The following is a 25,220-nucleotide window of genomic DNA, read 5'->3' on the forward strand; positions in this document are numbered from 1 at the left end:
GATGGCAACATGCGTTTTAAAAAAACACATGTTATGCATATCAACTCAAGCCTCCGGTTTTGGCCCCCGATAGTTAAACGGCATGTCAAACTTCTCCTTTGTAGCGATGGGCCCGTGTTCAGTCTCGTATTTTCGAATATTTTCATTCAGGGCGTTTGCAAGCCGTTTGGCATGATCGGGTGTTAATACCAGGCGTTTTACAACTTTCGCCTTTTTCACAGCCGGCATCATAGAAATAAAATCAAAAACAAACTCCGATGGCGAATGTGTGATCATCACCAAATTGGAATACGTTCCTGTAGCCTCTTCATCTTTCAGTTCAATTTCTATGTTTTGTCCCTTTTTGGGTTTCTTTGGATTCATTGAGTCCATTTCTATAAAATTTTTCTGTAATTACTCGATATAATTATTCTCGCGCATCCAATCATCATTGTAGATTTTAGAGATATAGCGCGTTCCGCTGTCCGGGAGAATGATAACCATTAGATCGGTGCTTTTCAGATTCTCTTTTTTTGCATATTCCAATGCCCCGAAAACGGCAGCTCCGCAAGATCCTCCTACAAATAAACCTTCTTGTGTAGCGAGGTTTCGGGTCATCAGAAACGCCTGTTTATCACTCACCTGCACAACATCATCAATATAGTCGAAATCAATATTTCCCGGGATGATATCTTCCCCAATCCCTTCCGTTTTGTAGGGATGGATAACATCTTTGTTGAACTCACCGGTTTCAAAATAGTGCTTGTATACCGATCCGAAACTGTCCAGTCCAATCACTTTGATATCGGGGTTTTTCTCTTTTAGAAATTTGGCTACTCCCGTGATGGTTCCTCCGGTTCCCATTCCGCACGCATAGTGTGTAATCTTGCCTTCGGTCTGTTCCCAAATTTCAGGCCCCGTGGTTTCATAGTGTGCCTGCGTGTTGCTTAAGTTTTCATACTGATTGGGATAGTACGAATTCGGAATTTCTTCACTAAGGCGCTTGGCAACCGAATAATAACTTTGGGGATCTTCCGGATCTACATCTGTAGGACAAACCTCCACTTTTGCACCCAATGCCCGAAGCAAATCAATTTTTTCTTTACTCTGTTTATCAGTTGTGGTAAAAATACATTTGTATCCGCGAACGGCGGCCACAAGTGCCAGTCCCATCCCGGTATTTCCCGAGGTTCCTTCTATTATGGTTCCGCCCGGCTTAATCAATCCTTTTTCTTCAGCGTCATCAATCATTTTGATGGCAATTCTGTCTTTTACGCTTTGTCCGGGATTCAGGTATTCAACCTTTGCGGCGACAGTAGCTTTCACGTTTTCCGTCACTTTTCTTAACCGCACAAGGGGGGTATTGCCAATAGACTCAAGTATGGAATTCTGTATCATAAAGTACTTCTGTTTCATCTGTATTATTTGAATGGAAATATAGCAATTTTTACCACCCTATTTCAGTTTTCATCCGGGCCGATTATCTCTTTGAAACTATATGGTTGAATCGAAATTTTTATTACACAATTCCGATTCATTCTGCTTACATTTTAGCTTTATTGCTCTCACGAATTAAATCTTCATGTTTTTAGAACAAGAAAAACCAAAAGACTATGACTGCGGATACAATCTCGACCTGATGATTGCCGCTATTCCCAGGATTGACGACATCGACGAACGCATTAAATATGCGAAGCGTGTTGTTGGCCTTATCAAACAAAGCCACCCCAACTGGGTTGAAGAAAACGGACAAAGTAAATTGGCTTGGGATTACTTTTTTGAGCTCGCCGATTACAACCCCAGAGATTACGACATCGAAAATCCGTTTGAAAACGGAACCGTTGATGATGCCGAATAGTTCTCGCTCTACTGATTAACTTTTTTGATATTTGCCTCAATAAAGGTTGAATATTGAGGATATCAAATTTTTGGAATGATCAGTTTTCAATTTATATTGAAAACACTGAATAGACGCTTTGACTGTTTATGGATTTTGATAACTCGGAAAGCATTATTCCAACCACTTTTATAGAGTCGCTTGAGTCGCCTGCATTTACGGATTTTCTACGATCTGTAAACCAAAAGGAAGCTCCCCTTCTATCCATTACACTGCCAATTGCCGGGATTGATCCGCTCGCAGCGCTTGAACTGAATCCCGATTACGATGAGAAGTTTTACTGGGCTCACCCCGTAAATTCTATTTCCATTTCAGCGGCGGGAAAAGTGCGGGAATTAAAAGCGACCGGGAAAAACCGGTTTGATGAGATTACTGAACAGACCGTTCAGATTAAGGATGAAATTCAGGCATATACGGCCATTCAGCACTCCATGGCCGGCCCTTTATTTCTGGGAGGTTATTCATTTAATGATCATAACATCGGGCAAGTTTGGAAAAAATTTGGTGCCGCGCGATTTGTACTTCCCGAATGGATGTTGGTTGAAATCGGTAATCTTCACCTTCTCACTCTTGCTATTGAAAAGGATAACCGACCGGCCGATGATATCTACCAGGAAATTATTTCCAAAATTACGGATTTCATAAACCTTGCGGGACGATTACAACATTCTGAACAGGAAGAAAAAACGCAATCGAATATTCTTTGTACTCTGCAAGAACCGGAAGACAGGAAACGCTGGTTCTCAAAAGTGGAGAAAGCCAAACATCTGATTCAACAGAAAAAGTTTGAAAAGATAGTACTGGCCCGATCGGTATCATTTCAGTCAAAACGGACGCTGGTGCCAACTGTGCTGGCGCATAAATTACGCCAGAAATATCCGGCCTGTTATAACTTTCTTATTCAGCGGGATCCTGAGACTTCATTTATCGGCGCTTCCCCCGAACGATTGGCGTCGTTCAATAATGGCGTATTCTTAACGGAAGGATTGGCCGGAAGTATCTCCCGGGGAAAAAGTGCCATGGAAGATGCATCACTTGCCCATACACTTTTAAATAGTTCGAAAGACCGTGAAGAACATCGCTTTGTGGTACAGGCAATTGATGACAATCTGAAACCATTCAGCGATAAAGTGGACCATCCGAAACAGCCTCAGATTAAGAAATTACAGAATGTACAGCATCTGTTTACACCCATTCGGGCGTCCATAAAAGAAGGCGTTGAAATCCACGAACTTGTACAGCAGCTTCATCCGACACCGGCTGTTGGCGGTTATCCCAGAGTAGATTCCGTCCCCTACATCCAGCAGATTGAACAGATTGATCGGGGCTGGTACTCGGCTCCTGTGGGTTGGTTTAATTTGAAAGGATCCGGAGAATTTGCAGTAGCCATTCGCAGCGCTCTTCTAAACAACAATAAAGCAGAACTTTTTGCCGGTTGCGGAATTGTCTCAGACTCAGACCCGGAAAAAGAATGGAAAGAGACATTGTTGAAATTTGTACCGTTGATGGATGCCCTGAATCAGCTTGACAAGAATTATGAATGAATCACTGACCTGGAGCCTGACGCTTCTCTCCTCTTTGTATGATTCAGGTGTTCGGCACGCCGTTATTTCTCCCGGTTCCCGTTCCACGCCTCTCACTCTTGCCGCATCCATTCACCCCGGCATTCAGAAAAAAGTTGTACTTGATGAACGGTCAGCGGCATTTATTGCACTCGGAATAGGTAAGTCTACAGGATTTCCAGCCGTTTTGATTTGCACTTCCGGCACGGCAGTTACCAACTATTATCCGGCTGTTATTGAAGCGAAGGAATCCGGTGTGCCATTGATTGTCTTATCGGCAGACCGCCCGCCCAATCTCCGAAATCTTGGAAGTTCTCAAACCATTGACCAGTTGAAGATCTTTGGGAATCAAACGGTTTTCTTCCATGAAGCCGGAGAACCTTCGGGTGAAAAATCTGATCTGAAGAGAATCGCTTATGCGGGAAAACAGGCTATTGATTTTTCTATCGACAGAGGCGGTGCGGCACATATCAATCTGGCATTTCGAAAGCCACTTGAACCGGATGTTGATTTCTTCAATCAGGAAAAGGAAAGGCTTTCAAAATTTTCTTTTGATACAGAGCCTGAACGGTTTTCAAATGCGTGTGAGATTACACCGAATCAAAAAATACTGGACTTTATTGAGGCATCAGGAAAACCGTTGATTATAGCTGGGCCGGCCAATCCGGCTCATGCTTTGACTCAACAAATTGATTCCATCTCCAATCATTTGAACGCACCGGTTCTTGCTGAGCCCGGAAGTCAGGTCAGCAATGAGCAAAAAAACCGGATCAATCATTTCGACCTGTTTACACGCGATCGGGAGATTCGTAAGAGCCTTCAACCGGATTTAATTCTTCGTTTTGGTGACCAGCCATTTTCAAGTTCTTTGCTTTGGATGTTGGAAGAATGGAATGATATTCCTGTAATTCATCTCTCGGCAAGAAAGAGTCCTCAGGATCATGCAATATCTGTTTCTCATACCATCTATTGTCAAAAAATTGACTCCATTAACCTGGATCGCATTCAGCCAAAAACCGAAATCGACTGGCTTGAAAAATGGCGCCGATATCAACAAAAAGCTGGTTCTATTTTACAACGTCGGGTAAGAAAAACGGATTCTCTAACCGACGGACATATTTTCAGTTACTTTTCAGAACAGCTTTTAAATGATTGGAATGTCATGTTATCCAACTCGCTCCCAGCCAGAGATATGTTGACCTTTGGTCACGTTCATCCGAATCAATTTGTTAATCGTGGAGCGGCGGGAATTGACGGTATTTTATCAACTGCAATTGGCATCCATTTCTCCTCAAACATTCCAACATGCTGCCTGATTGGGGATCTGGCATTCTTACATGACAGCAATGCGCTGTACACGCTTCAACAAGTAGAAGATCGCCCTTTTGTGGTCATTGTAGTTAACAATCAGGGCGGTAACATTTTCAAGATGCTGCCTGTTTACAGGAACGAAAAAAAAGCCGCGCCGGGGGAAATTTTTCAATCCTATTTTGAAACACCTCAGAAGACGGATATTTCCCATCTCGCAAAAGCTTCCGGGATCCACTATCAAAAAATTGATTCTCTTTCTTCGCTGAATAAAGTAAAACTGGATGAATTTGAAGAGGCTACCATCATTGAATGTGTCACCGACAGGCAGGCCAGCATGAATCTTCGAATTGGCCTCCTGACTTCGTAAATATGCAGTTTTACACAGATTCATTCTACTACCATGTAACTTTACATCAGTCCAAAAGCTCTCTCCCATACCTTTTGATGCTTCATGGTTTTATGGGAAATAGCCACGTTTTTGACTCTTTGATGGATGAACTGAAATCGTTCTGCAATCCAATTACGATAGATTTGGCCGGTCATGGGCAAACACAATCGCCGACCGATCCTGATTTTTATACTGCTGATCGGCAAGTTCATCAGGTCACGTCAATTATCAGAAGATTGAATTTTGAGAATCTTTACCTATATGGATACAGCATGGGCGGGCGACTGGCTTTCCAGATTTTAGCATCACATTCCAAACTCTTTTCCGGGGCTTTTATCGAAAGCTCTCATTGTGGAATCCAATCAGATGAGGAACGGTTATCGCGTCAGATTTTGGATGAAAAACGCGCTCAACAGATTGAATCCGGCTTTGAAAATTTTATTGAAGATTGGATCAACTTGCCTCTTTTTCAGCACACACCTGAAAATCTAAAAGCTGTTTACGAGAATATTATGAAGCAACAAAATCCGGAACAACTGGCTGCATCTCTTCGTGGATTTGGCGCTGGAATGATGCCAGAGATATGCGATCAGATTTCAAATCTCAACCTTCCATTAACTTTAATCGCCGGAGAACTGGATCACAAATATGTGACTATAATGACAAAACTGTCCAGCCAATTTAAATCCGCTGATCTCCATATTGCCGAAAAAGCCGGACACAGAGTTCATACAGATCAACCCAAAAAACTCATTCAAATTTTAAAAAATACAATCACTTGAATCTGAATCAGATTTCCTTTTCTATTCTTTTTACCTTTGAGCTAAAATCACCCCATTGAATCCATAAACAGAGAAACCATGGCAGACTGGAAAACAGTAAAAGATTTTGAAGATATCACCTATAAAAAAAGAGAAGGCGTTGCGCGGATTGCTTTTAATCGTCCCGAAGTGCGGAATGCTTTTCGGCCAAAAACTTTATTTGAACTTGAAGAAGCCTTCATCGATGCCCGTGAAGATACCTCGATCGGTGTGATATTACTTTCAGGCGAAGGACCTGCCAAGGATGGTGTTTTCTCTTTCTGTTCCGGTGGCGATCAAAAAGTACGCGGCGCACGTGGCTATGAAGGCGGCGATGGCGTTCAACGGCTCAACGTTTTGGATATCCAACGCATCATTCGGTTTATGAGTAAAGTGGTCATCTGTGTGGTTCCGGGCTGGGCTGTCGGTGGCGGACACAGTCTGCACGTTACCTGCGATCTCACCTTAGCCAGTAAAGAACACGCCATCTTTAAACAAACGGATGCCGATGTGGCCAGCTTCGACGGTGGGTTTGGATCAGCACTTCTCGCCCGGCAAGTAGGACAAAAACGCGCCCGTGAAATCTTTTTCCTCGGCCGAAATTATTCTGCACAAGAAGCATTTGAGATGGGAATGGTTAATGACGTGGTTCCTCACGATGAATTGGAAGAAACCGCATTTGAATGGGCTCAGGAAATTCTCGGAAAAAGTCCAACCGCCATTCGAATGATTAAATTTGCCTTCAATTTAGTGGATGACGGAATTGTGGGACAGCAGGTATTCTCAGGTGAAGCAACCCGACTCGCTTACATGACCGAAGAAGCCAAAGAAGGACGCGATGCATTTCTCGAAAAACGAAAGCCGAATTGGGGCAAGTTTCCGTGGGTTGAATAAATCAAGATACTGGGTTCGAGAAGCAGTTTACAGATGGAGGTCTATTGAATGACTTGAGTTATGTTTAGACTCATTTGATGATTTATTACAGCATTTACTTCAGTACATCTGAAGGGTTCATTCCAAACTCTTTCTTGAAACTGGTGGAAAAATATCCTGGATCCGGATAGCCAACAGCTAATGCTGCTTCGTGAACACTGAAACCTTTTACCTCTAAAAGTGTTTTTGCTTCATCTAACCGTACTTTCCTGATAAAATCATTAAGACTGATTTCACTCACTTTCTTCCATTCGCGATACAAGGTTGATCGGCTTATAAATAGAGAGTCTGCCAGCAAATTGACACTCAAATGTGGATTGGATAACTGCCGATAAATAATCTCTCTCAAATTTATGACAAGTGGATCTTCCTCGCCCCTTCCATTTTCAAGCTGTTGATGTTTCAGTACGTCTTCCCTTCGAAGTACAGCTTCGATTTGGGATAGAAGTAACGAACTTTTAATGGGTTTGGTCAGGTAGATATCAGCTCCTGTAGAGAGGCCCAATTCTATATCCACCTCCTGGTTTTTGGCAGAAAGAAAAATGACCGGCAGGTGTTTGTATCTCTCTTCATTACGAAGCAACGTAACAAATTCCAGCCCATTCATACCAGGCATCATGATATCCGAAATCACCAAGCTGATATTATTATCCCTTAAAATTTGAAGAGCTTCATGACCTTCTGCTGCCGTTTTAACTTGATAGTGAACAGAAACAAGCGATTGAAGATAGTCCCTGTAATCACGGTTGTCTTCTACAATCAGGATATGGCTGGCATCGGGACTTACTGAGTTTGACTGGGTAATTTCGATATTTTCCCGAAAGGCTTTTCCATTTTTGGGCAGCGTATTTATAAATGGTTCATGAATCACTGTATCCGTTTCATGGATGTGGTGAAATCCTTTTTTCAGGTGAATAATAAATTCAGTTCCTTCATCTTTTTTAGAAATCAGTTCCACCCTGCCGCTCATACGATCCACCAATCCTTTTACAAGATAAAGTCCAATCCCGGTTCCTTCAGCAGCTTTATCTCCATCAACCTGGTAGAGGTATTCAAATACATACTGTTGTTCTTTTTCATCAATCCCGATTCCTTCATCTTTAATACTTAGCAAGATCTCATTGTCGAATTCTCTGAGTGCCAAGTAGATTGAGGTACCCTTCGGAGAAAATCGAATAGCGTTGGATATAAGATTTATGACAATATGCTCCCACGCTCCAGGATCAACATAAATGAAGTCTTCAATATCATCCGATTCGAAAATCAGTTCAATTTCTTCTATTTGCAGTTTGGACTGGAACTGTCCTGTAATTTGACGGGTAAGTTCCACAATGTTTACAGGACGGACGGTTAGCCGCATGGCATCCGAATTCAGTTTGGTGACATCTAAAATCTGGTCAACCAAATTCTGAAGTCTCTGCCCGTTGGTATACATTAATTCGAAGCGTTGTTGAACGATCTCATCAGAGATATCTTTCGGGTTCTCCATCAAGTCTTCCAGGGGACTGACAATCAGCGAGAGCGGTGTTTTAAGTTCATGAGTGATGCCGGAAAAGAATCGCGATTTTTGTTCGGCAGCTTTTTGCAGTTCCAGGGTTTGCTGATTGACACGTTCCTGGAGTCTGCGCTCTCTAAATTCAAGTACCCGTGTTCTGTATTTGATTCCGCCCCACAGGGCAAGTAATCCAATGAGTCCGAGAAAAAGCTTGAACCACACCGTTTCATAGAAAAAGTACGGAACGTTGATGAAGATGGTAGCCTCGGCAACATTTGTTGGATTACCGGTGCGATGTACTGAAACTTGAAACTCATGCCTTCCCGGAGGAATATTCGTTAACACGGCCAGCCGTCCCTCTGTGGCACTTTCCAAACCCTGGTTTACTCCTTCCAGTTTATACCAGAACTGCATTTGCTCCGGCGCCGAAAAGTTAGGTGCAGAAAATGAAATCCGGATGTTCCGCTCGCCCGAAGGGATTTCAAGTTCCGTATAGCCATAGGCTGAAAGAGTTCCATTGGAGAACGAAATTTCTTCTATCAAGGGTTTGGACGGCGGCAGCATAAATTGTGAGGGATCAATCACGGCGATTCCATTTTGATTTGGAAACCATAATTTTTGATCGGATGACAAAAGCCCGGCGTTTTGAACACCGCCGTTGGCTTCGCGGTTGCTCATGCCGTCTTTTTCCGTAAATCCCATGACGGATAACTCTTCCAATTCTCTATCGGCATATCGGTTTAGCTCCTGTTTAGATATTCTCATGATTCCGCCGTTGGAACTGATCCACAAATGCTGGTCAGGAGATTCAATGATCCTGTGAAGCGAGTTATTGATCAAACCATCATCAACTGTAACGCTCTTGGTCGAAAGCAGGGTTTCATTTTCATCAAATATCAGCCGATTCAGTCCAATACTCTCGTTTGCAACCCAGATGGTATCAACGGATTGAATATAAATGTCTCGGATCGATGCACTATTCAACGCTCCGTTTTCATCCGAAAAATTTTGAATGGTTTCGCCCCTGACAATTGTCAGGCCGTGCTCCCTGGTACCAAAGTATAACGCTCCATTTTTGTCTTCCCGAATAATCCTCACTCCTTTAAATTTCTCTGCTTCAGCTGTATTGAAATAGGTGTATGTATTTTGATTTTTCACGATCAACGTATCATGAGAACCCATAAAAAGACGGTTTTGGCTGTCACGATACATGGCTTCAATTGTGACATCGGTTCCTGCAAGAGGTATCAGCTCTTCAACTTTTTCCCAGTCACTGTCGACAAATTTCCAAAGACCTTGTCCCCAGATACCGGCATAGATTGTTCCATCTGTATCTTCGAAAATCAACCTGACTATACCGTTAAATAAACCGCTGTTCTCTCCTGTCCACTGTGTGATGTTGTTTCCGGCAATACGATAAACCCCATTTTCGAAACTTCCGGCCCAGATCGTATCATCGGATGATTGAACCAACGAATAGATATTACTAAAGCCGGGAATATTGTCCGGCGAAATATTTGAGAAACGGCTTTTGCGAATATTGATAAGTCCATCCCGAACGGTTGAAATCCAAAGAGTTCCCTCTGTATCGACGATCGCAGACCTGATTTTTGGAGTATCTATGGTGGTTTTTCCATCAATGATAATTTCATTATCCCCGAGCCGTATCTCTTCATTATTCTTCCCCTTAAAAACCTGGAATCGTCTGTAGGTTTCATCAACCTTGTCAAATTGTGGCTGGATTTCAAGGAGCGTTTGGGAATCGGGGAATAACCGATAAAAACCTTTGGCAGTACTGACTATAAATGACCCGTTTTCTTCAGGAATCAAATCCCAGACAAATACCAACTTTTCATTCCAGGTATATTTCTGTTGAATCGCTTTCTCGGCAAAAGAAAATTGAAAGAAGCTTTTATTGCCCAGTAACCACACCGAACCGGGATCAAATTGTTTGATACGGATGGTCATTGATCTTTCGAATGAGAAATCTTCACTTTTTAAAAGAAGGTTAGTATTTCCGTTCCTCCATTGGATCAGCCCTTCGTTATTTACAATTAAAACGGAACCGTCCGATAGGGCCTGAACTCCCCATGACTGTTGTTCAAAAAGAGGAGACTCTATCTCTTCAAATGTTTGAGTTTCACGATTAAATTTTGCGAACCCTTTTGCAGTTATAATCCAAATCTGTCCGCCGGAATCGGTGGTTATCCAGTTGCGGTGCCCGTTAAATTCCCCCAGGATCTGACCGTATGTTTTAAAGGAGGCGCCCGTTTTTATAGTCAATGAGGCATCTTCGTGAGCCAGAAAAAGTTCATTCTGATCAGACAAAAACATTCCTCCCAATCTGTTGGAGTGTAAACCCTCCGTATTTGCGGATGTATAGACTTTGAATTCGTAACCGTCATACCGTGTCAGCCCGTCCAGAGAGGAGAACCAAAGAAACCCATCCTTATCCTGAATGATCTGGTTGATGGAGTTGACCGGAAGCCCGTCCTCTACCGTGTAATTCCGGATCAGGTACTCATCATCCAGTAAACCTGCACCCTGAAAAAGAAATGCTATTGCTATTAGGAAAAGAGTCATAGGAAGGTTGGTTTGAGAGAGCAATCAGCAATAATGACACGATATTACAGATATCTGAACCGATTTCAAAGTTAGGCTTTTCTATTATTCGGCGTTGGCTGAACGCAAAAGACGATTTGAACGATAATCTATAATTCCCGACTACATGAAGCATATTAAAGAAATCCTATTGGCAGGTTTTATTCTTGGCTGCCTGCCGATAACTGCCTGGGGCCAGGCTCCCCCTCCTCCACCTGCAAAACCCGAGCAAACTCCAATTGATGGAGGATTATTCTTATTAACTGCGGCAGGAGGAGGCTATGCAGTCACAAAACTTAAAAAGAGGAATTTGAGAAATGAATGAATTAATGCAGATCTCATGGATGAGGTTTATCAGCAAGTCTTTATTAAAACATCTGGGTGTTATGCTGCTAATTCTGGCATTTCCCACTATTGTAATGGCTCAAACCTATACAGTAAACTCGACAGGTGACGACGTTGACGCTAATCCTGGTAATGGTACGTGTGCAACTTCGGGTGGCGTTTGTACACTAAGGGCTGCTATGCAGGAGGCGGAGGCCGTATCGGGCAGACAGGACATTGTATTTCATTCAAGCGTAACCGGAACGATTCATTTGGAAGGTGCTCTTCCTGATATAACTACGGGAATGTCGATCATAGGCCCGGGTGCTGATGTGCTTACTCTTCGCCGCAGCGGCAGCGGGACCTATCGAATATTCCACATTATACAAAGGAACATCACGATTAGCGGGTTGACCATTACAAATGGAAATGTGAGTAGAGGAGCCGCTATTTATAACAAAGGTAACCTCACGTTGCTTGAATCGGTTATTACAGCAAACGCAGGAACCTATGGAGGTGGTATTGCCAATGAGAGCAGTTTACTTATTGAAAATAGTATAATTTCAAATAATACAGGAGGAAATGGAGCCGGTATCTATAATGATAACGGAAATCTAACGATTAGAAATAGTGCGATTATAGATAATAAAGCCAATAACAGCGGCTCCAGCAATGGCGGGGGTATTACCAACAGGGATGAAGCAATTCTGACGATTGAAAACAGCACTATCAGCCGGAATTTAGCTGAAGGCTCTGGTGGCGGTATTTCTTCATATCTGTACAGTACAGTAACGATAAAAAATAGTACGCTCACAGGAAATTCAAGTGGATACAGTCTTGGCGGTGCAAGCCTCGATACCGACCGGACCACAATAACGATTTATAATTCAGTCATTGGCAACAGCCAGGAGGGTGATGAATGCGTGCTTGAACGCAACGATGGCCTCACCATTTCTTATTCACTCAATGAGGATGGCACATGTTTTGAGGGCGGTAGCAATGGCAACTTAACTGGCGATCCTGGCCTGGCAGATCTGGCCGATAACGGCGGCCTCACTCCTACCCATGCTCTTTTACCGGACAGCCCGCTTATTGATGCCGGTGATCCATCCACCTCTTCCGGAGGGTTCCTGACAAATGGGAATGGCCCGATTGATCAGGCCGGTAATTCGCGATTTACAGGTGCAGCCATTGATATCGGTGCCTATGAATTTGACGGACTTTCCGTAAATCTGACCGGCGATGAAGGATTTCGAACATTTTCAGTTCCAGCTGAAACCAGACTTGACGACTTTTTAGAGCCTATCTGGACACAAGGGTTAACCGGTGCCGATCACAGTGGTGGTGATCCGAATGTGTGGGTATGGAATAATGATTATAGCGGAAATGACATCAATGGATGGGAGCTGCCATCAAATTTAGAAGAAACACTACAACCCGGTGAGGGAATGTTGGTTTATGTCTTTGAAGATGATGAGTACGAAACCGACGGCTCCTGGCCCAAAACACTTTCGGTCAGTGGATCGCCGGAAGACCTTCCCTTCTCCTTTGACAGCAATCTGAATACAACCTCAAATGGGTTTACTCTTCTCGGCAACCCGGGGGTTTCAAGTATCGATTGGGATGATATGAACAGATCGGGGGTGGCGAATGCTGTGTATGTGTGGGATCCTTCTGCTGGTGCCGACGGACAATGGATTTCTTATGCAAACGGTTCAGGGGATCTGACCGGAGGTATTATCCGCCCTTTCCAGGGATTTCTTGTGCAGAACACCAATAGCAATCCGTCATTAGAAATATCAAACTACACGACAAATCGCGGAGAGTTTTATGGAAAACAAAAATCGGAGAGTGAACCACTGGCGATTCGTTTTCAACTGGAAGGAGAAGGGTTAAGCAGTTCTGCATGGGTTTACTTTAGTGAAGACGGTTGGATGGAAAACGACCCGGGAGATGCTCTCAAGCTGCAGCCACTTACTTCAGAATATGCTCTTTTGTCTACCACTTCTTCTGATGGAATATTGATGGACATCAACCATCTTCCTTTTCAAAGCACCTCTGTCATAGAACTCCCTTTAAATTTAGAAGTAACAAAAAACGGAAATTTCACTCTTAATGTCACCAAATTTAATCTGCCGGAAGGATGGTCTGCTTTTCTCACGGATCAACATACCGGAACACGGCTTAACCTGTTTCAAGACTCCAAATATACTTTTGAAATGAAAAGCTCATTCAAACAGATAAATGAGAAAGCAGTACAGAAACCGGGTGTGCTTCTTAAACAGGTCAAAAAAGTTAAAATTAATGGAGGTGATTCACGATTTATGCTTAACCTCACACCCGAAAATGTCACTACTGGAACTCTTCCCGATGTGTTTATGCTGTCCCAAAACTATCCAAACCCATTCAACCCAACTACATTGATTAGCTACCAGTTACCTGTAAATAGTGAGGTTCGGTTGGACGTGTATGACATGCTGGGACGAAATGTAGCCACGCTGGTCAGCGGCCAGGTTTCGGCCGGACGGCACACCGTCAATTTTGATGCAAGCAATTTATCCAGCGGTATTTACCTGTACCGGTTGCAGGCGGGTGGCCAAATCATCACGAAAAAATTAACAGTGATCAAGTAATGAAGGAACCAACGTTCGGAGATTACGCCAAACACTTTTTGATAAGCACAAACCACTTTGCCAAAACCATTTTTAAAGCAAATCTTTGAGAATATAACTGGCCGAATTCTTTGTCCCCGGGTCAGCATTTCTGAGGTTACAATCCCATCGGGTGAGTCACCAAGTTTTTAGGTTATCATCCGATGACTGACAATTTACTTAGCTTATAACCTCTGAAGGACTGACGCCAAACTCTTTCTTAAAACTGGTAGAAAAGTAGTTTGCATCGGCATAACCAACAGCGGCGGCGGCTTCCTGCACGTTAAAATTCTTCTCATTCAGCAAAATTTTTGCTTCTTTAAGCCGCACTTTTTTGATGAAATCATTCAGGCTGATATCGCTGATTTCGCCCCATTTCTTGTAAAGAGTCGTGCGACTCATAAATAAAGTCTCACTCAACATATTTATATTCAGGGAAGGGTTCCCCAACTGCCGGTACACAATTTCTCTGATATTTTTTTCCAATTCGCTTTCACTCTTTTCTATCTCACTCAATTTACCGGACTGAAGGATTTTCTCCCGTCTCAATACAGCCGCAACCTGCGAAAGAAGAAGTTTATTTTGAATAGGCTTTGTGAGATAAATATCGGCTCCCGTTGAGAGGCCTCTTTCCATATCAATCTCGGTACTTTTTGCTGATAAGAAAATTACAGGAAGATGCTTGTAGGTATCTTCTTTTCTGAGATTTGAGACAAATTCCAGTCCGTTCATTCCGGGCATCATCACATCAGAAATAACCAGGTCGGGATCCAATTTTTTAAGCTTTGTAAGAGCTTCGGAGCCATCGGCGGCAACATTCACTTCATAGTGTTGAGACAAGGTAGATTGAAGATATTCACGAAAGTCGGCATTGTCTTCCACCACAAGAATTTTTTGAGCACGATTATTTTTAACCTGCCTGGAAGTCTCATTCCTTTCTGTTTTGTGAGTCTTTATTTCGGGTTCTGTAAGTACAAACGGCTCGTGAATGATTGTATCTGATTTTTCAAAATGACCGAAGCCTTTTCTTAATAAAACACAGAACTCTGCACCCTCTCCTTTTTTTGAATCCACCTTGATGGTTCCTTTCATTCGCTCCACCAATCCCTTTACAAGATATAACCCGATTCCTGTTCCTCCTGCAGCATTCGCCCCTTCTGCTTGATAGAGATATTCAAAAATCTTGTCGGCATCCTTCTTATCAATTCCAATTCCTTCATCTTTTAACGAGAAAAATACCTGGTTTGCCTCGCTGGAAATTTTTACCTGAATGGTTGAATCTTTGGGAGAAAACCGGATCGCATTGCTCATCAGGTTAATTACAATACGCTCCCACGCATCTGTGTCTACGTAGATCGTTTCATCAACAGAACCAGATTCAAAAACCAGTTTGATGCCTTCCTGTTCCAGTTTTGAATAAAACTGCCCGATAATCTTTTGGGTGAGCTCTGTGAAACGAACCGGACGAAGAGTCAATTTAATAGCATCGGAATTGAGCTTGGTTACATCCAGAATCTGGTCTACAAGATTTTTCAGTTGGACTCCATTCCGCTGCATCATACTTATTCTGTTTTGGACGGTGCTCCAGTTGTCCGGTTTTGGATTCTCAGCAAAATCATCAAGAGGCCCAAGAATAAGGGAAAGCGGCGTTTTCAGCTCATGTGTAATGCCGGAAAAAAATCGTGATTTTTGGTCAGCAGCTTCTTTTAAAGCAATTGTCTGTTGGTCTACCCGTGCCTGGAGCTTTTGCTCCCGCTGCCTTAAAATTCGGGTTCTGTATTTGACGCCACCGAAGATCAGAAGAAACCCGAACAAACCTGTCAAAGCATAAAACCATGGAGTTTCATAAAAGTAATAGGGAACATTGATCAGAATCGAAGCCTGGGCGGCATCTGTGCTTCGTTCCAGCCGATAGGCCATTACCTGAAATGTATGTATGCCGGGCGGGATATTGGTAAAAACAGCTTCCCTGCTTAAATCTCCGTTTTCCCAGTCGGTGTTTACTCCCTGAAGCTTATATCTGAAATGAATACGATCGGGGGTTGAAAAATTAGGTGCCGAAAATTTAATTCTCAAGTTTCTGTCATCCGCATCTACCTCAACATTTGTTTGATTCTCAATGAAAAGCGTTGTGTCGGCTAAGGCAATCTGTTCAATAACGGGTTTTGGATTTGGCAGGGAATTTTCCTGAGCAATTTTTAGCGGATCAATAATTGTAATCCCTTTTTGATTGGGGAACCAGAGTTTTTGATCCTGTGTTAAAAGTCCGGCTGTCTGGACCCCGCCATTTGCCTCCCTGTTAATCATTCCATTTCTTTCATTGAACCCTAAAAGAGAGAGGCTGTTAATTTCTCCATCTGCATAGCGGTTCAACTCATCCAGAGATATACGCATGATTCCCCCATTGGTACTAATCCAAAGGTGGTGGTCGGGAGTTTCAATAATCCTGTGAATCGAGTTTTTAATCAACCCGTCCTGTTCAGTGACGGATTTTACCGAAATTGTATCATCTCTCTTAAAAACGACCCGATTCAATCCGAGGTTTTCTGTCCCCACCCAAAGCGTGTCCCCCGACTGGATAAAAATATCCCGAATAAAGTTACTGGTTAGCCCACTATTTGTATTTAAAAAGTGTTGAAATGAACCGTCTTTCAGCCTTGTAAATCCATTGCCATTTGTCCCGAAAAATAAACTACCATCTTTGTCTTCCCGGATTACACGAACACTATGAAAGGCAAGAGTATCGGTATCATCAAAAAAACGGTAGGCTTCGTTTTCGCGAACCACCATACGTTCACTGTTTCCAATCAGCAACCGGCCGGCCCGGTCTCGATGCATCGCTTCTACCGTTATATCATCCCCCACCAAATCAGAAAATGGTTCAACTTCTTCCCAGTTATTATGACTGTACTCCCAAAGTCCGTCTCTCCACATACCTGCGTAGAGTTTGCTATCAGCATCTTCAAACAAAAACCGACATATATTGGCTGTCAGGTTGCTGTTATCCATATTCCAGTTTTCGGTACTTTCTTCCTTTATTCTGTATATACCGTTTGAAAAACTTCCCGCCCATTTAGATCCGTCAGATGACTCTATAACCGGGTAAATATTTTCGAAGCCTTGAATCTGACTGGAAGTAATGTTCAAAAAATCACTCCTTCGAATTTGAAAAACTCCGTTTCGGATTGTTGAAATCCAAAGAGACCCCTCACTATCGATAAAGCCGGACTGGATTCCATCCGTTTGCAATACCCTTTTCCCGTCGATGATTACCTGTTTATCTCCCAACCGTATCTCCTCGCCGGCAGCGCCTCTGAAAACAAGATTAATTCGCTCTATAGACGTCTTAAACTCCGGTTGAAGTTTAATCAGCTCTTCGGTTTGAGGATTTAAAGAATAGAAACCAGTTGAACTATTCAGGATATATGTACCATCCGGATCAGAATGAAGATTCCAGGCAGCAAATTGTTCTTCCTGTTGATAGTGTACATTATCGATAGTGGACCCGGAAATTGAAAAACGAAAGATGCCATCGCCGCCTAACAGCCAAATTTCACCGGGAGAAAATTCTATTACCTGAAGTATGTCTTTGAACGGAAAGGGGGATAATTCATTTTCCAATAGTAATGATGCCCGGTTATTTTTCCAGAGAACAAGGCCATTTTCGTTAATGACGAAAATCCCACCGCTATCAGGGGAGCCAAGAGTCCATGTATTTTCCTGAAGAAGTTGTTCGTCCGGTGATTCAAAGGACTGTGTTTCCCTGTTGAACACCGCAATGCCCTGTGTGGTGGCAATCCATATTTCTCCGTTATTGGCTTCGATAATTCGAAGTGCATTTCCTTTAAAGTCCCCAAATGCTTCGGCAAATGTTGTAAAGGTTGATCCGGCTTTTCGCATAATCATACCTTCGGCAAGAATCATCCAGATTTCATTTTCACGGGTCTTGATCATACCGGCAATACGGTTCGAAACCATTCCTTTGGTATTGCCTGAATTGAATACGTAGAAATCATACCCATCATACCGGATCAATCCGTCGAGGGTAGAAAACCACAGGTAGCCATCATCATCCTGAAGAATTCGGTTCACAGAATTTACTGACAACCCATCTTCTACAGTAAAATTCTTCACCAAATATTCCTCGCTCTGGAGTGCTGGAAATCCCTGTAAAAAAAGAGAGAAAAAAAGTACTACAAAAGCCATCATAGTTGTAAAAGGAGGTTTAACCCTTGATTGCGGACGATATTAAAGATATCCCGAATAATTTCAAAGACATCTTTTCCTATCCTTTGTGCCTGTAGATCTTCGGTCTCTTACATCCTAATCTTTAACAATTCAATTAATAACGTATAGGTATGATTCATTTTAAGCCTAATTCATCAATGGGTAGATTTTTTCTTTTTGGGGGTAAAAAACGAATGTCCGGTATTGTTCTATTTCTGGCTCTTACTATGATGGGTATCGCCACTGTACAAGCTCAGACTATTCGCTATGTAAAGGAAGGTGGCACAGGAAATGGTTCCAGTTGGGCCAATGCAAGTGGTGATATCCAGAGGATGCTTGATGACTCTTTTGCAGATGATGAAGTTTGGGTTGCGGGCGGAACGTATAAACCAGTGCGGCCTATTTCAAATCGCCCCGGTCCCAACGATCCGACCAACAGAGATAATTCCTTTTTTATACGATCCAATGCAAAACTTTATGGGGGATTCGCCGGGAATGAAAGTTCCCTGAGTGAACGGGATTTAAGCATAAAGGAGAATGAGACCATTTTAAGCGGAGATATTGATGGAGATGGAATAACGGATAGCCAAAATTCCCATCATGTGGTTGTTATTGTAAGTGGGAGCTTAGATGGTTTTACCGTAACAGGCGGATATGCCAACGGAAGCGGCAGTGTTGACCCCAATGGAAGTACTGCTGAGATAGGGAAAAATCAGGGAGGGGGTATTTATATCGTAAACAATGGAAATACCCACCTGTCCAACCTAAAAGTTGTAAATAATTATGCCTACTTCTACGGTGGAGGAATCGTGGCAAAAGCGGATCAGGATGAAAGTAATACCCTGCCTCTTTATCTGACAAATGTAGTGATTAGCGGAAATGAAGTTAACAGGCAAGGCAGCGCGTTATCTATAGTTCGAAGAACAGATGCGGTCTTAACCAACGTTACAATCAGCGGAAATAATGTGGTGTCGAATGATGTGGATCATTCGGCGATATATGTTACCAGTTATTCCAAAGTAACCCTTCGAAACAGTATTATTTATGGAAACAGCAATCATTCCACTATTGATGCAACGAATTCCTCCTCCGAAAGTGAATCTTTTAATAGCCTGATTGAAGGCTCCTCCAGCACAGCAAATGGAAATATTGCCAGCACGGATCCATTATTTGTTAATGCCCCGGAAGCAAATACCGCTCCCTTCTTCAATGGAGATTACCGGTTTTTTGATGGAAGTGCAGTATTAGGTGCCGGAAATAATTCGGTCTTTAATTCCGGAGCAACACCAGACCTGTCTCATATTGACAAGGATATTTCCGGGAATGATCGCATCCAAAATGGAACGGTTGATCTTGGGGCCCATGAAGGATCATTAGCAGTGCCGGTAGTAACCAATAATAATGACAGCGGACCGGGCTCCCTTCGATTTGTAATCGAAAATACATTCGATGGAAGTATAATCACATTTGATGAATCTCTGAACGATGAGTGGATTTACCTAACCAGCGGACAAATTTCGATTGACACTCCACTCACGCTGGATGCAAGCAACCTGTCTGATGGAATTATTATTAGCGGAAATGATAATAGCCGTGTTTTTGCAATTGAGTCAGGAACAGAAGTTACATTTCGCTCCCTCTCCATTACAGATGGCAGTGCCAGCAGCGCCGCCGGAATTAGAAATTCCGGGGATCTTACACTTGAAAATGTAACTGTATTTGGAAACTCGACAACGGGAAATCTTGGCAGTGGAGGAGGTATTATGAATAACGGATTTTCTTCCCGCTTAACTCTTCAAAGCAGTACTATTTCGGGAAATAGTGCCCCCGGCGGAGACGGTAATGGTGGTGGAATTTATAATGAAGGTTCACTTACAGTTCAAAACAGTACGGTTTCGAACAATAGTGCCGGAGCTTCTGGCGGAGGTATTTTAAGCTTAGGCGGATCAAGCCAACTTAATTTAATAAACAGCGTAATTGCCAATTCGGAAGGAGGCGATTGTTTAACATCAGGGAGTTTGTCGGAAGAGAATAGTTTTGTTGGAGATGGATCGTGCAGTGCTACGTATAGCGGAGATCCCATGTTAAATTCGCTGATGTATAATGGTGGACCTACGATGAATCATCTGCCAATAGTCGGCTCCCCCCTTCTCGATGCAGGAAGTTGCAGCAATACTTCGACTGATCAGCGGGGTTTTAACCGACCTATTGATTTAGACTTCATTGCCAATGCCAACAACGGTTGTGACATAGGTTCTGTTGAAGCGACCGCAGACGAAATTCCCTTAGGCGAAGTTATCCAGCCCGAAAGTGGAATTTTGTATGTGGATAAAAATGTTTCCGGCGGAAATGAAAACGGCAGTTCATGGGCCAATGCTATTCCCGAGTTAAGGACAGCACTGCAATGGGCCGGCGATAACTGGAACTCCGGGACATTACAAATCTGGGTGGCAGACGGTGCTTATACACCCACCGACGATTCCAACCGCAGCGCTTCTTTCCAGCTTATAAATGGTGTAGAAATTTATGGCGGGTTTGATGCCACGGAAGATGAACTCTCCGGCCGCGACTGGCAGGCCAACGAAACCATATTAAGCGGGAATATTGATGGTGACATTCCCTCAACCAATAACAGCTATCACGTAGTGAACGGTACCGGTGCGAATAATACCGCCGTGCTCGATGGTTTTACGGTGACCGGTGGAAATGCTGACGGTTCTAATCCTCACTATGGCGGTGGCGGTATTTTTATCTATAACAGTTCTCAAAGCGGCTCACCTACTCTTGCTAATTTGCGGATTACAGAAAATGAGGCAAGTAATATCGGTGGAGGGATATACAGCTATAACTCATCCTACACATTGTTCAATGTAGAAATCAGTGAAAATACGGCACGTTTCGGTGGTGGAATCTACCTGACAGTTGGACATCCAAAGTTTCTCAATGTAGGTATCTATAATAATTCAGCCGATAATGATGGTGGCGGAATCAATAGTACCGATGATATAACATTGACCAATGTAACCATCAATAACAATTCAGCCGATGGAGATGGCGGCGGCTTCTATAACACGGGAAATGCCGACATCCAAAATTCTATTCTATGGGGCAATACGGCAGATGGTGATGAAGATCAGATATATACCGATACTTTTTATGGTACTGTTCCAACATATACAAACAGCTTAGTAGAAGACATCGACCTGACCGATACAGGCATCGGCAATTTAGACGGTACTGCCTATACAGCCGCCCTGGTTTTTGCCAACTTTTCCGGCGGCGATTATAGCCTCGCTGCGGGCAGCAACGCCATCAATAATGGCGATAACCTGCTCTATACCGATGCCGGTGGTGACCTTCAAGAAGACAACGATCTTACAGGTAATCCGCGCCTGGATGCCGCTATCATTGATATGGGAGCCTATGAATTCCAGGGAGCCAGCGAACCCATCACACCAAACGGAAGTATTCTCTATGTTGATAAAAATGTAAATACCGAAGCATCCGGCTATGATGGAGCCGGAAATTCGTGGGCCAATGCACTAGCGGAACTGAGTACTGCCATTAACTGGGCAACCAATAGTTGGGATGAGGGAACACTGCAAATCTGGGTAGCTGAAGGAATTTACAAACCTACGCCAAATGCAGATCAGTCAATCTCTTTTTATCTGCTGAACAATGTTGAGATATATGGTGGATTTTCCGGTGAAGAAACGGCTCTGGAAAATCGGGATTGGGAAAATAACGCAACGATCTTAAGCGGAGATCTTGACGGAAATGATGATGAAGAAATCATCACCAACCCAACAACCCAAATCCGGGGAAACAATAGCTACCATGTGGTAAATGGAAGTAATTCTGATGAAACGGCTGTCCTGGACGGATTTATCATAACCGCAGGATATTCAAATGGGCCCGAGCCCAGAGACGATGATGGAGCCGGGATCTTTAACGATGCAGGCAGCCCGACCCTGAGAAATTTAATCATTCAGGGAAACCGGGCCAGTCGATATGGTGCTGGAGTTGTAAACTGGGAAAATAGCAATCCTTATCTGACGAATATTAAGATAGAGATGAATTACGCAAGTAGTTCTGGTGGCGGCGTTTACAATAATAACAGTAATCCGGTTTTTGATAACGTCATCTTCCGGGAAAATGTCACTGCCACCAGTGGTGGCGGAATGTACAGCCAGAACAGCAGTAGCCCTGTAATCACAAATAGTGCATTTGTCGGGAATACAGCCAGAGGCGGATTTGGAACCGGAATCTTTGGTGGTGGTGGAATGTACCTGGCCTCAGGATCCCCGATCCTTACAAACATTCTGTTTAGCGGAAACAGGGCAACTGATAACTTTGGCAGAGGCGGCGGTTTGCTCAACGGCGCCACAAGCCCGATTCTCACCAATGTAACCTTTAGTGGAAACATTGCATATTCGGGAGGCGCCATGTTTAACAATACCAGCTCAAGTAATGCAATCGTACGAAACTCCATCTTTTGGGATAACGAAGATGATACCGGAATCGGAACTCCAACCTCCTCCTTTTACAACTTAAATGGAGCTACGGTCGCATTTAGCTACAGCCTTGTTGAAGGACATGATCCCGAAGGTGATGGAAACCTGGATGGAACCGACTCCGGGAACAATCCGCTCTTTGTTACTTCGATTGATCCGGACGATGCTCCAACAACCGCCGGAGATTTTCGTCTTCAGGAAACGTCTCCTGTAATTAGCGGGGGAAGCAATAGTTTCTTTGATTCGGGACAAACACCTGATATTTCTTCTATCTCCACAGATCTGGACGGAAATACCCGTGTAAATAACACCGTTGACATGGGCGCTTATGAATTTCAGGGGGATCTGATTGTTTTACCGGAAACCGTTGTTCTGACCTCGCCCCTTGATGAAGCTGTAAATACAACTATCAAACCGGAGTTTATTTGGGAATCACTTGAGAGTGCAGATGAATATCATTTGCAGGTATCAGAGAATTCAAATTTGTCGAGCCCAATCATTGATCAAACCGAATTGGAAGAAAACAGTTTCCAGCCTGCAAATGATCTTGATTACTCTACTACGTACTACTGGCGCGTTCGGGGTATCAACCCGGGAGGAACAGGTGAATGGAGTGAGGTCTTTACCTTTACAACTTTATCGCTGCCCGAAGCGGCTGATCAACGGCTGTTGGTTAGCAATGCGGAAAGCTACCTGTTCTCCGGGCTTGATTTTGGTGTTTCAAATGAAGACTACTCAATCAAAATCATTTCACTTCCTGATGAAGGGGCGCTCCAATTCAATGAAACTTCAATTACACAAGGGCAAGTAATTTTAGTAGCAGATATTAATGAAGATTTACTTCTATGGCTGACACCTGCCAATCAATACGGATACCAATTTACTTCTTTTGAATTTTCCATCATCGATGATAATGAACTGGAAAGTGCAAACTCCTATACAATAACGATTGACCTTGCAGCCCGGAGCGTCGCTATTACCGGCAGTGAAGGGTGGCGGTTTCTCGGAAATCCATCGGATGGAGACAGTTATGACGATCTTCTCTCACCTGTTTGGACCCAGGGAATAAGCGGGTCTGATTCACCGGGATCAAGTTTTGCCAACGTACGGAATATCGACCAGGACGAGTACGAATGGGAAATTCCTGAAGATCTGAATCATACAACAGAATCTAGTCAGCCATTTATCGTCTATGTATATGGTGATGATGATAATGACGGAAATGACGAAGGTTTTCCAAAAATGCTGACCAGTGGAGAAAACTGGCTACCGTTGGATGGAAGCTTCTCTTTTGACGGACTGGCTTATAATGAAACGGCGGCCAATCCCGGCAACTTCTACCTGCTGGCCAATCCACACCCCATTGCACTGGACTTTTGTGAGATGTTTGATGAGTCCTCCACCGATATTGCCAATAATATCGACCTGTGGGATCCGACAGCCAATAGCGGCAACGGAGATTACATAAACCTGAGCTGTTCGGTTGGAGAAGTTTTAATTGCTCCATTCCAGGCCTTTTGGGTACGAACAACCGGAGAAAATCCGCAGATCAACCTGACGGAAGAAACCTATAGCAGCGAAACAACTGGCGGATACTTTAAACAAAACCAACAACCTGAAAACCGGTTCATGATATCACTGAACGTGACCGGAACCGATGAGGTCTTTTCCAATCAAACCCGTATTGTTTTTTCTGAAGATGGAACGACGGATTTAGACCCCACCGATGGTTTAAAGAGAACTCCCGAAGGACTCGCTTCCCAGTGGCTGGCTTTCTACTCGATTGATGAAGATCAACGAAATTACAGTCTTCAGAATCTCCCGCTTGAGATCGATGAAAAAGTTCGTATTCCATTAGACCTTCAAACGACCGAGTCCGGCAAATTTACGATGAATTGGACTCTCCCGGAATCTCATATCTTCAATGGCCGTTACTTCCTTCGGGACAACCAGACCATGGATGTGATCGAATTAAATAAAGGATCAAACTATCATTTTACAGTTTCACAAGATCAAGCGAAAAGCGTACATTCAGAAAATCGTTGGCAACAAATCAACTCAAAACTCGCGGCCCAAAACACACAACCTGAACCCCGTTTTGAACTCTTAATCACCCAATCCGGTGTGGATGGGCTGAGCGAACTCGGCGCGGTTCCTGACGACTTTGAGCTATCCCAAAACTATCCAAATCCATTCAACCCAACTACATTGATTAGCTACCGGCTGCCTGTAAATAGTGAGGTTCGGTTAGATGTATATGACATGCTGGGACGAAATGTAGCCACGCTGGTCAGCGGCCAGGTTTCGGCCGGGCGACACACCGTCAATTTTGATGCAAGCAATTTATCCAGCGGTATTTACCTGTACCGGTTGCAGGCGGGCAGTCAAATTATCACAAAGAAATTAACAGTGCTCAAATAATGAAGGAACCAACGTTCGGAGATTATGCCAAATGCATCCCTTCGGGACTTCACTCCGCTCGCAATGACAGATTCATGTTGCTTTCGTCATTGCGAGGGAGCCTGTGACCGCGGCAAT

12 protein-coding genes are annotated in these 25,220 nt (G+C 43.5%); 8 read left to right on the top strand and 4 right to left on the bottom strand.

The genetic code is table 11. The features are described 5' to 3' along the window. Positions 1–45 precede the first annotated feature (45 nt). Together L0B18_RS13605 and L0B18_RS13610 are read right to left on the bottom strand one after the other, a co-directional pair. Positions 46–372, bottom strand: coding sequence for a DUF3467 domain-containing protein (locus tag L0B18_RS13605; protein WP_234572335.1), 327 nt, complete (start codon positions 370–372; stop codon positions 46–48). 21 nt (positions 373–393) lie between these two features. Then, positions 394–1,395, bottom strand: coding sequence for a PLP-dependent cysteine synthase family protein (locus L0B18_RS13610; protein WP_234572336.1), 1,002 nt, complete (start codon positions 1,393–1,395; stop codon positions 394–396). Between the two features lie 166 nt (positions 1,396–1,561). On the opposite strand from L0B18_RS13610, the gene L0B18_RS13615 reads away from it, so the two are divergent. The 5 genes from L0B18_RS13615 to L0B18_RS13635 all read left to right on the top strand — a co-directional run bounded on the left by L0B18_RS13615 (position 1,562) and on the right by L0B18_RS13635 (position 6,831). Then, entirely contained in the window at positions 1,562–1,837 is a 276-nt protein-coding gene (locus tag L0B18_RS13615) for a DUF4290 domain-containing protein (RefSeq protein WP_234572337.1), read from the top strand. Between the two features lie 128 nt (positions 1,838–1,965). Further along, complete coding sequence (locus L0B18_RS13620; RefSeq protein WP_234572338.1) at positions 1,966–3,420, top strand: isochorismate synthase; 1,455 nt, start codon at positions 1,966–1,968, stop codon at positions 3,418–3,420. Beyond that, positions 3,413–5,116: a 2-succinyl-5-enolpyruvyl-6-hydroxy-3-cyclohexene-1-carboxylic-acid synthase gene (gene menD / locus L0B18_RS13625; protein ID WP_234572339.1), complete on the top strand. Its 1,704-nt coding sequence runs from the start codon at positions 3,413–3,415 to the stop codon at positions 5,114–5,116. Before L0B18_RS13620 ends, menD begins: the two co-directional genes overlap by 8 nt. A gap of 2 nt (positions 5,117–5,118) precedes the next feature. Continuing rightward, positions 5,119–5,919: a 2-succinyl-6-hydroxy-2,4-cyclohexadiene-1-carboxylate synthase gene (menH, locus tag L0B18_RS13630; protein WP_234572340.1), complete on the top strand. Its 801-nt coding sequence runs from the start codon at positions 5,119–5,121 to the stop codon at positions 5,917–5,919. 78 nt (positions 5,920–5,997) lie between these two features. Further along, on the top strand, positions 5,998–6,831 hold the full coding sequence (locus L0B18_RS13635) for a 1,4-dihydroxy-2-naphthoyl-CoA synthase (protein WP_234572341.1): 834 nt from the start codon (positions 5,998–6,000) through the stop codon (positions 6,829–6,831). Between the two features lie 94 nt (positions 6,832–6,925). Here the strand turns inward: L0B18_RS13635 and L0B18_RS13640 are convergent, their stop codons facing one another. Continuing rightward, positions 6,926–10,948, bottom strand: coding sequence for a hybrid sensor histidine kinase/response regulator transcription factor (locus L0B18_RS13640; RefSeq protein WP_234572342.1), 4,023 nt, complete (start codon positions 10,946–10,948; stop codon positions 6,926–6,928). Between the two features lie 145 nt (positions 10,949–11,093). On the opposite strand from L0B18_RS13640, the gene L0B18_RS13645 reads away from it, so the two are divergent. Together L0B18_RS13645 and L0B18_RS13650 are read left to right on the top strand one after the other, a co-directional pair. Continuing rightward, complete coding sequence (locus tag L0B18_RS13645; protein ID WP_234572343.1) at positions 11,094–11,291, top strand: PID-CTERM protein-sorting domain-containing protein; 198 nt, start codon at positions 11,094–11,096, stop codon at positions 11,289–11,291. Next, on the top strand, positions 11,284–13,923 hold the full coding sequence (locus tag L0B18_RS13650; RefSeq protein ID WP_234572344.1) for a T9SS type A sorting domain-containing protein: 2,640 nt from the start codon (positions 11,284–11,286) through the stop codon (positions 13,921–13,923). The genes L0B18_RS13645 and L0B18_RS13650 overlap by 8 nt, the downstream gene beginning before the upstream one ends. A gap of 198 nt (positions 13,924–14,121) precedes the next feature. Here the strand turns inward: L0B18_RS13650 and L0B18_RS13655 are convergent, their stop codons facing one another. Next, positions 14,122–18,150, bottom strand: a complete 4,029-nt coding sequence (locus tag L0B18_RS13655; protein ID WP_234572345.1) for a response regulator — start codon at positions 18,148–18,150, stop codon at positions 14,122–14,124. 176 nt (positions 18,151–18,326) lie between these two features. On the opposite strand from L0B18_RS13655, the gene L0B18_RS13660 reads away from it, so the two are divergent. Then, positions 18,327–25,103: a choice-of-anchor Q domain-containing protein gene (locus L0B18_RS13660; protein WP_234572346.1), complete on the top strand. Its 6,777-nt coding sequence runs from the start codon at positions 18,327–18,329 to the stop codon at positions 25,101–25,103. Positions 25,104–25,220: the final 117 nt, after the last annotated feature.

It is taken from the genome of Rhodohalobacter sp. 614A, assembly GCF_021462415.1.
Classification (GTDB): Bacteria; Bacteroidota; Rhodothermia; order Balneolales; family Balneolaceae; genus Rhodohalobacter.

Excerpts from the sequence above, each read along its gene's own strand:
- L0B18_RS13605 (WP_234572335.1), bottom strand. The coding sequence starts at position 372 with ATGGACTCAATGAATCCAAAGAAACCCAAAAAGGGACAAAACATAGAA.
- L0B18_RS13610 (WP_234572336.1), bottom strand. The coding sequence starts at position 1,395 with ATGAAACAGAAGTACTTTATGATACAGAATTCCATACTTGAGTCTATT.
- L0B18_RS13615 (WP_234572337.1), top strand. The coding sequence starts at position 1,562 with ATGTTTTTAGAACAAGAAAAACCAAAAGACTATGACTGCGGATACAAT.
- L0B18_RS13620 (WP_234572338.1), top strand. The coding sequence starts at position 1,966 with ATGGATTTTGATAACTCGGAAAGCATTATTCCAACCACTTTTATAGAG.
- menD (WP_234572339.1), top strand. The coding sequence starts at position 3,413 with ATGAATGAATCACTGACCTGGAGCCTGACGCTTCTCTCCTCTTTGTAT.
- menH (WP_234572340.1), top strand. The coding sequence starts at position 5,119 with ATGCAGTTTTACACAGATTCATTCTACTACCATGTAACTTTACATCAG.
- L0B18_RS13635 (WP_234572341.1), top strand. The coding sequence starts at position 5,998 with ATGGCAGACTGGAAAACAGTAAAAGATTTTGAAGATATCACCTATAAA.
- L0B18_RS13640 (WP_234572342.1), bottom strand. The coding sequence starts at position 10,948 with ATGACTCTTTTCCTAATAGCAATAGCATTTCTTTTTCAGGGTGCAGGT.
- L0B18_RS13645 (WP_234572343.1), top strand. The coding sequence starts at position 11,094 with ATGAAGCATATTAAAGAAATCCTATTGGCAGGTTTTATTCTTGGCTGC.
- L0B18_RS13650 (WP_234572344.1), top strand. The coding sequence starts at position 11,284 with ATGAATGAATTAATGCAGATCTCATGGATGAGGTTTATCAGCAAGTCT.
- L0B18_RS13655 (WP_234572345.1), bottom strand. The coding sequence starts at position 18,150 with ATGATGGCTTTTGTAGTACTTTTTTTCTCTCTTTTTTTACAGGGATTT.
- L0B18_RS13660 (WP_234572346.1), top strand. The coding sequence starts at position 18,327 with ATGGGTAGATTTTTTCTTTTTGGGGGTAAAAAACGAATGTCCGGTATT.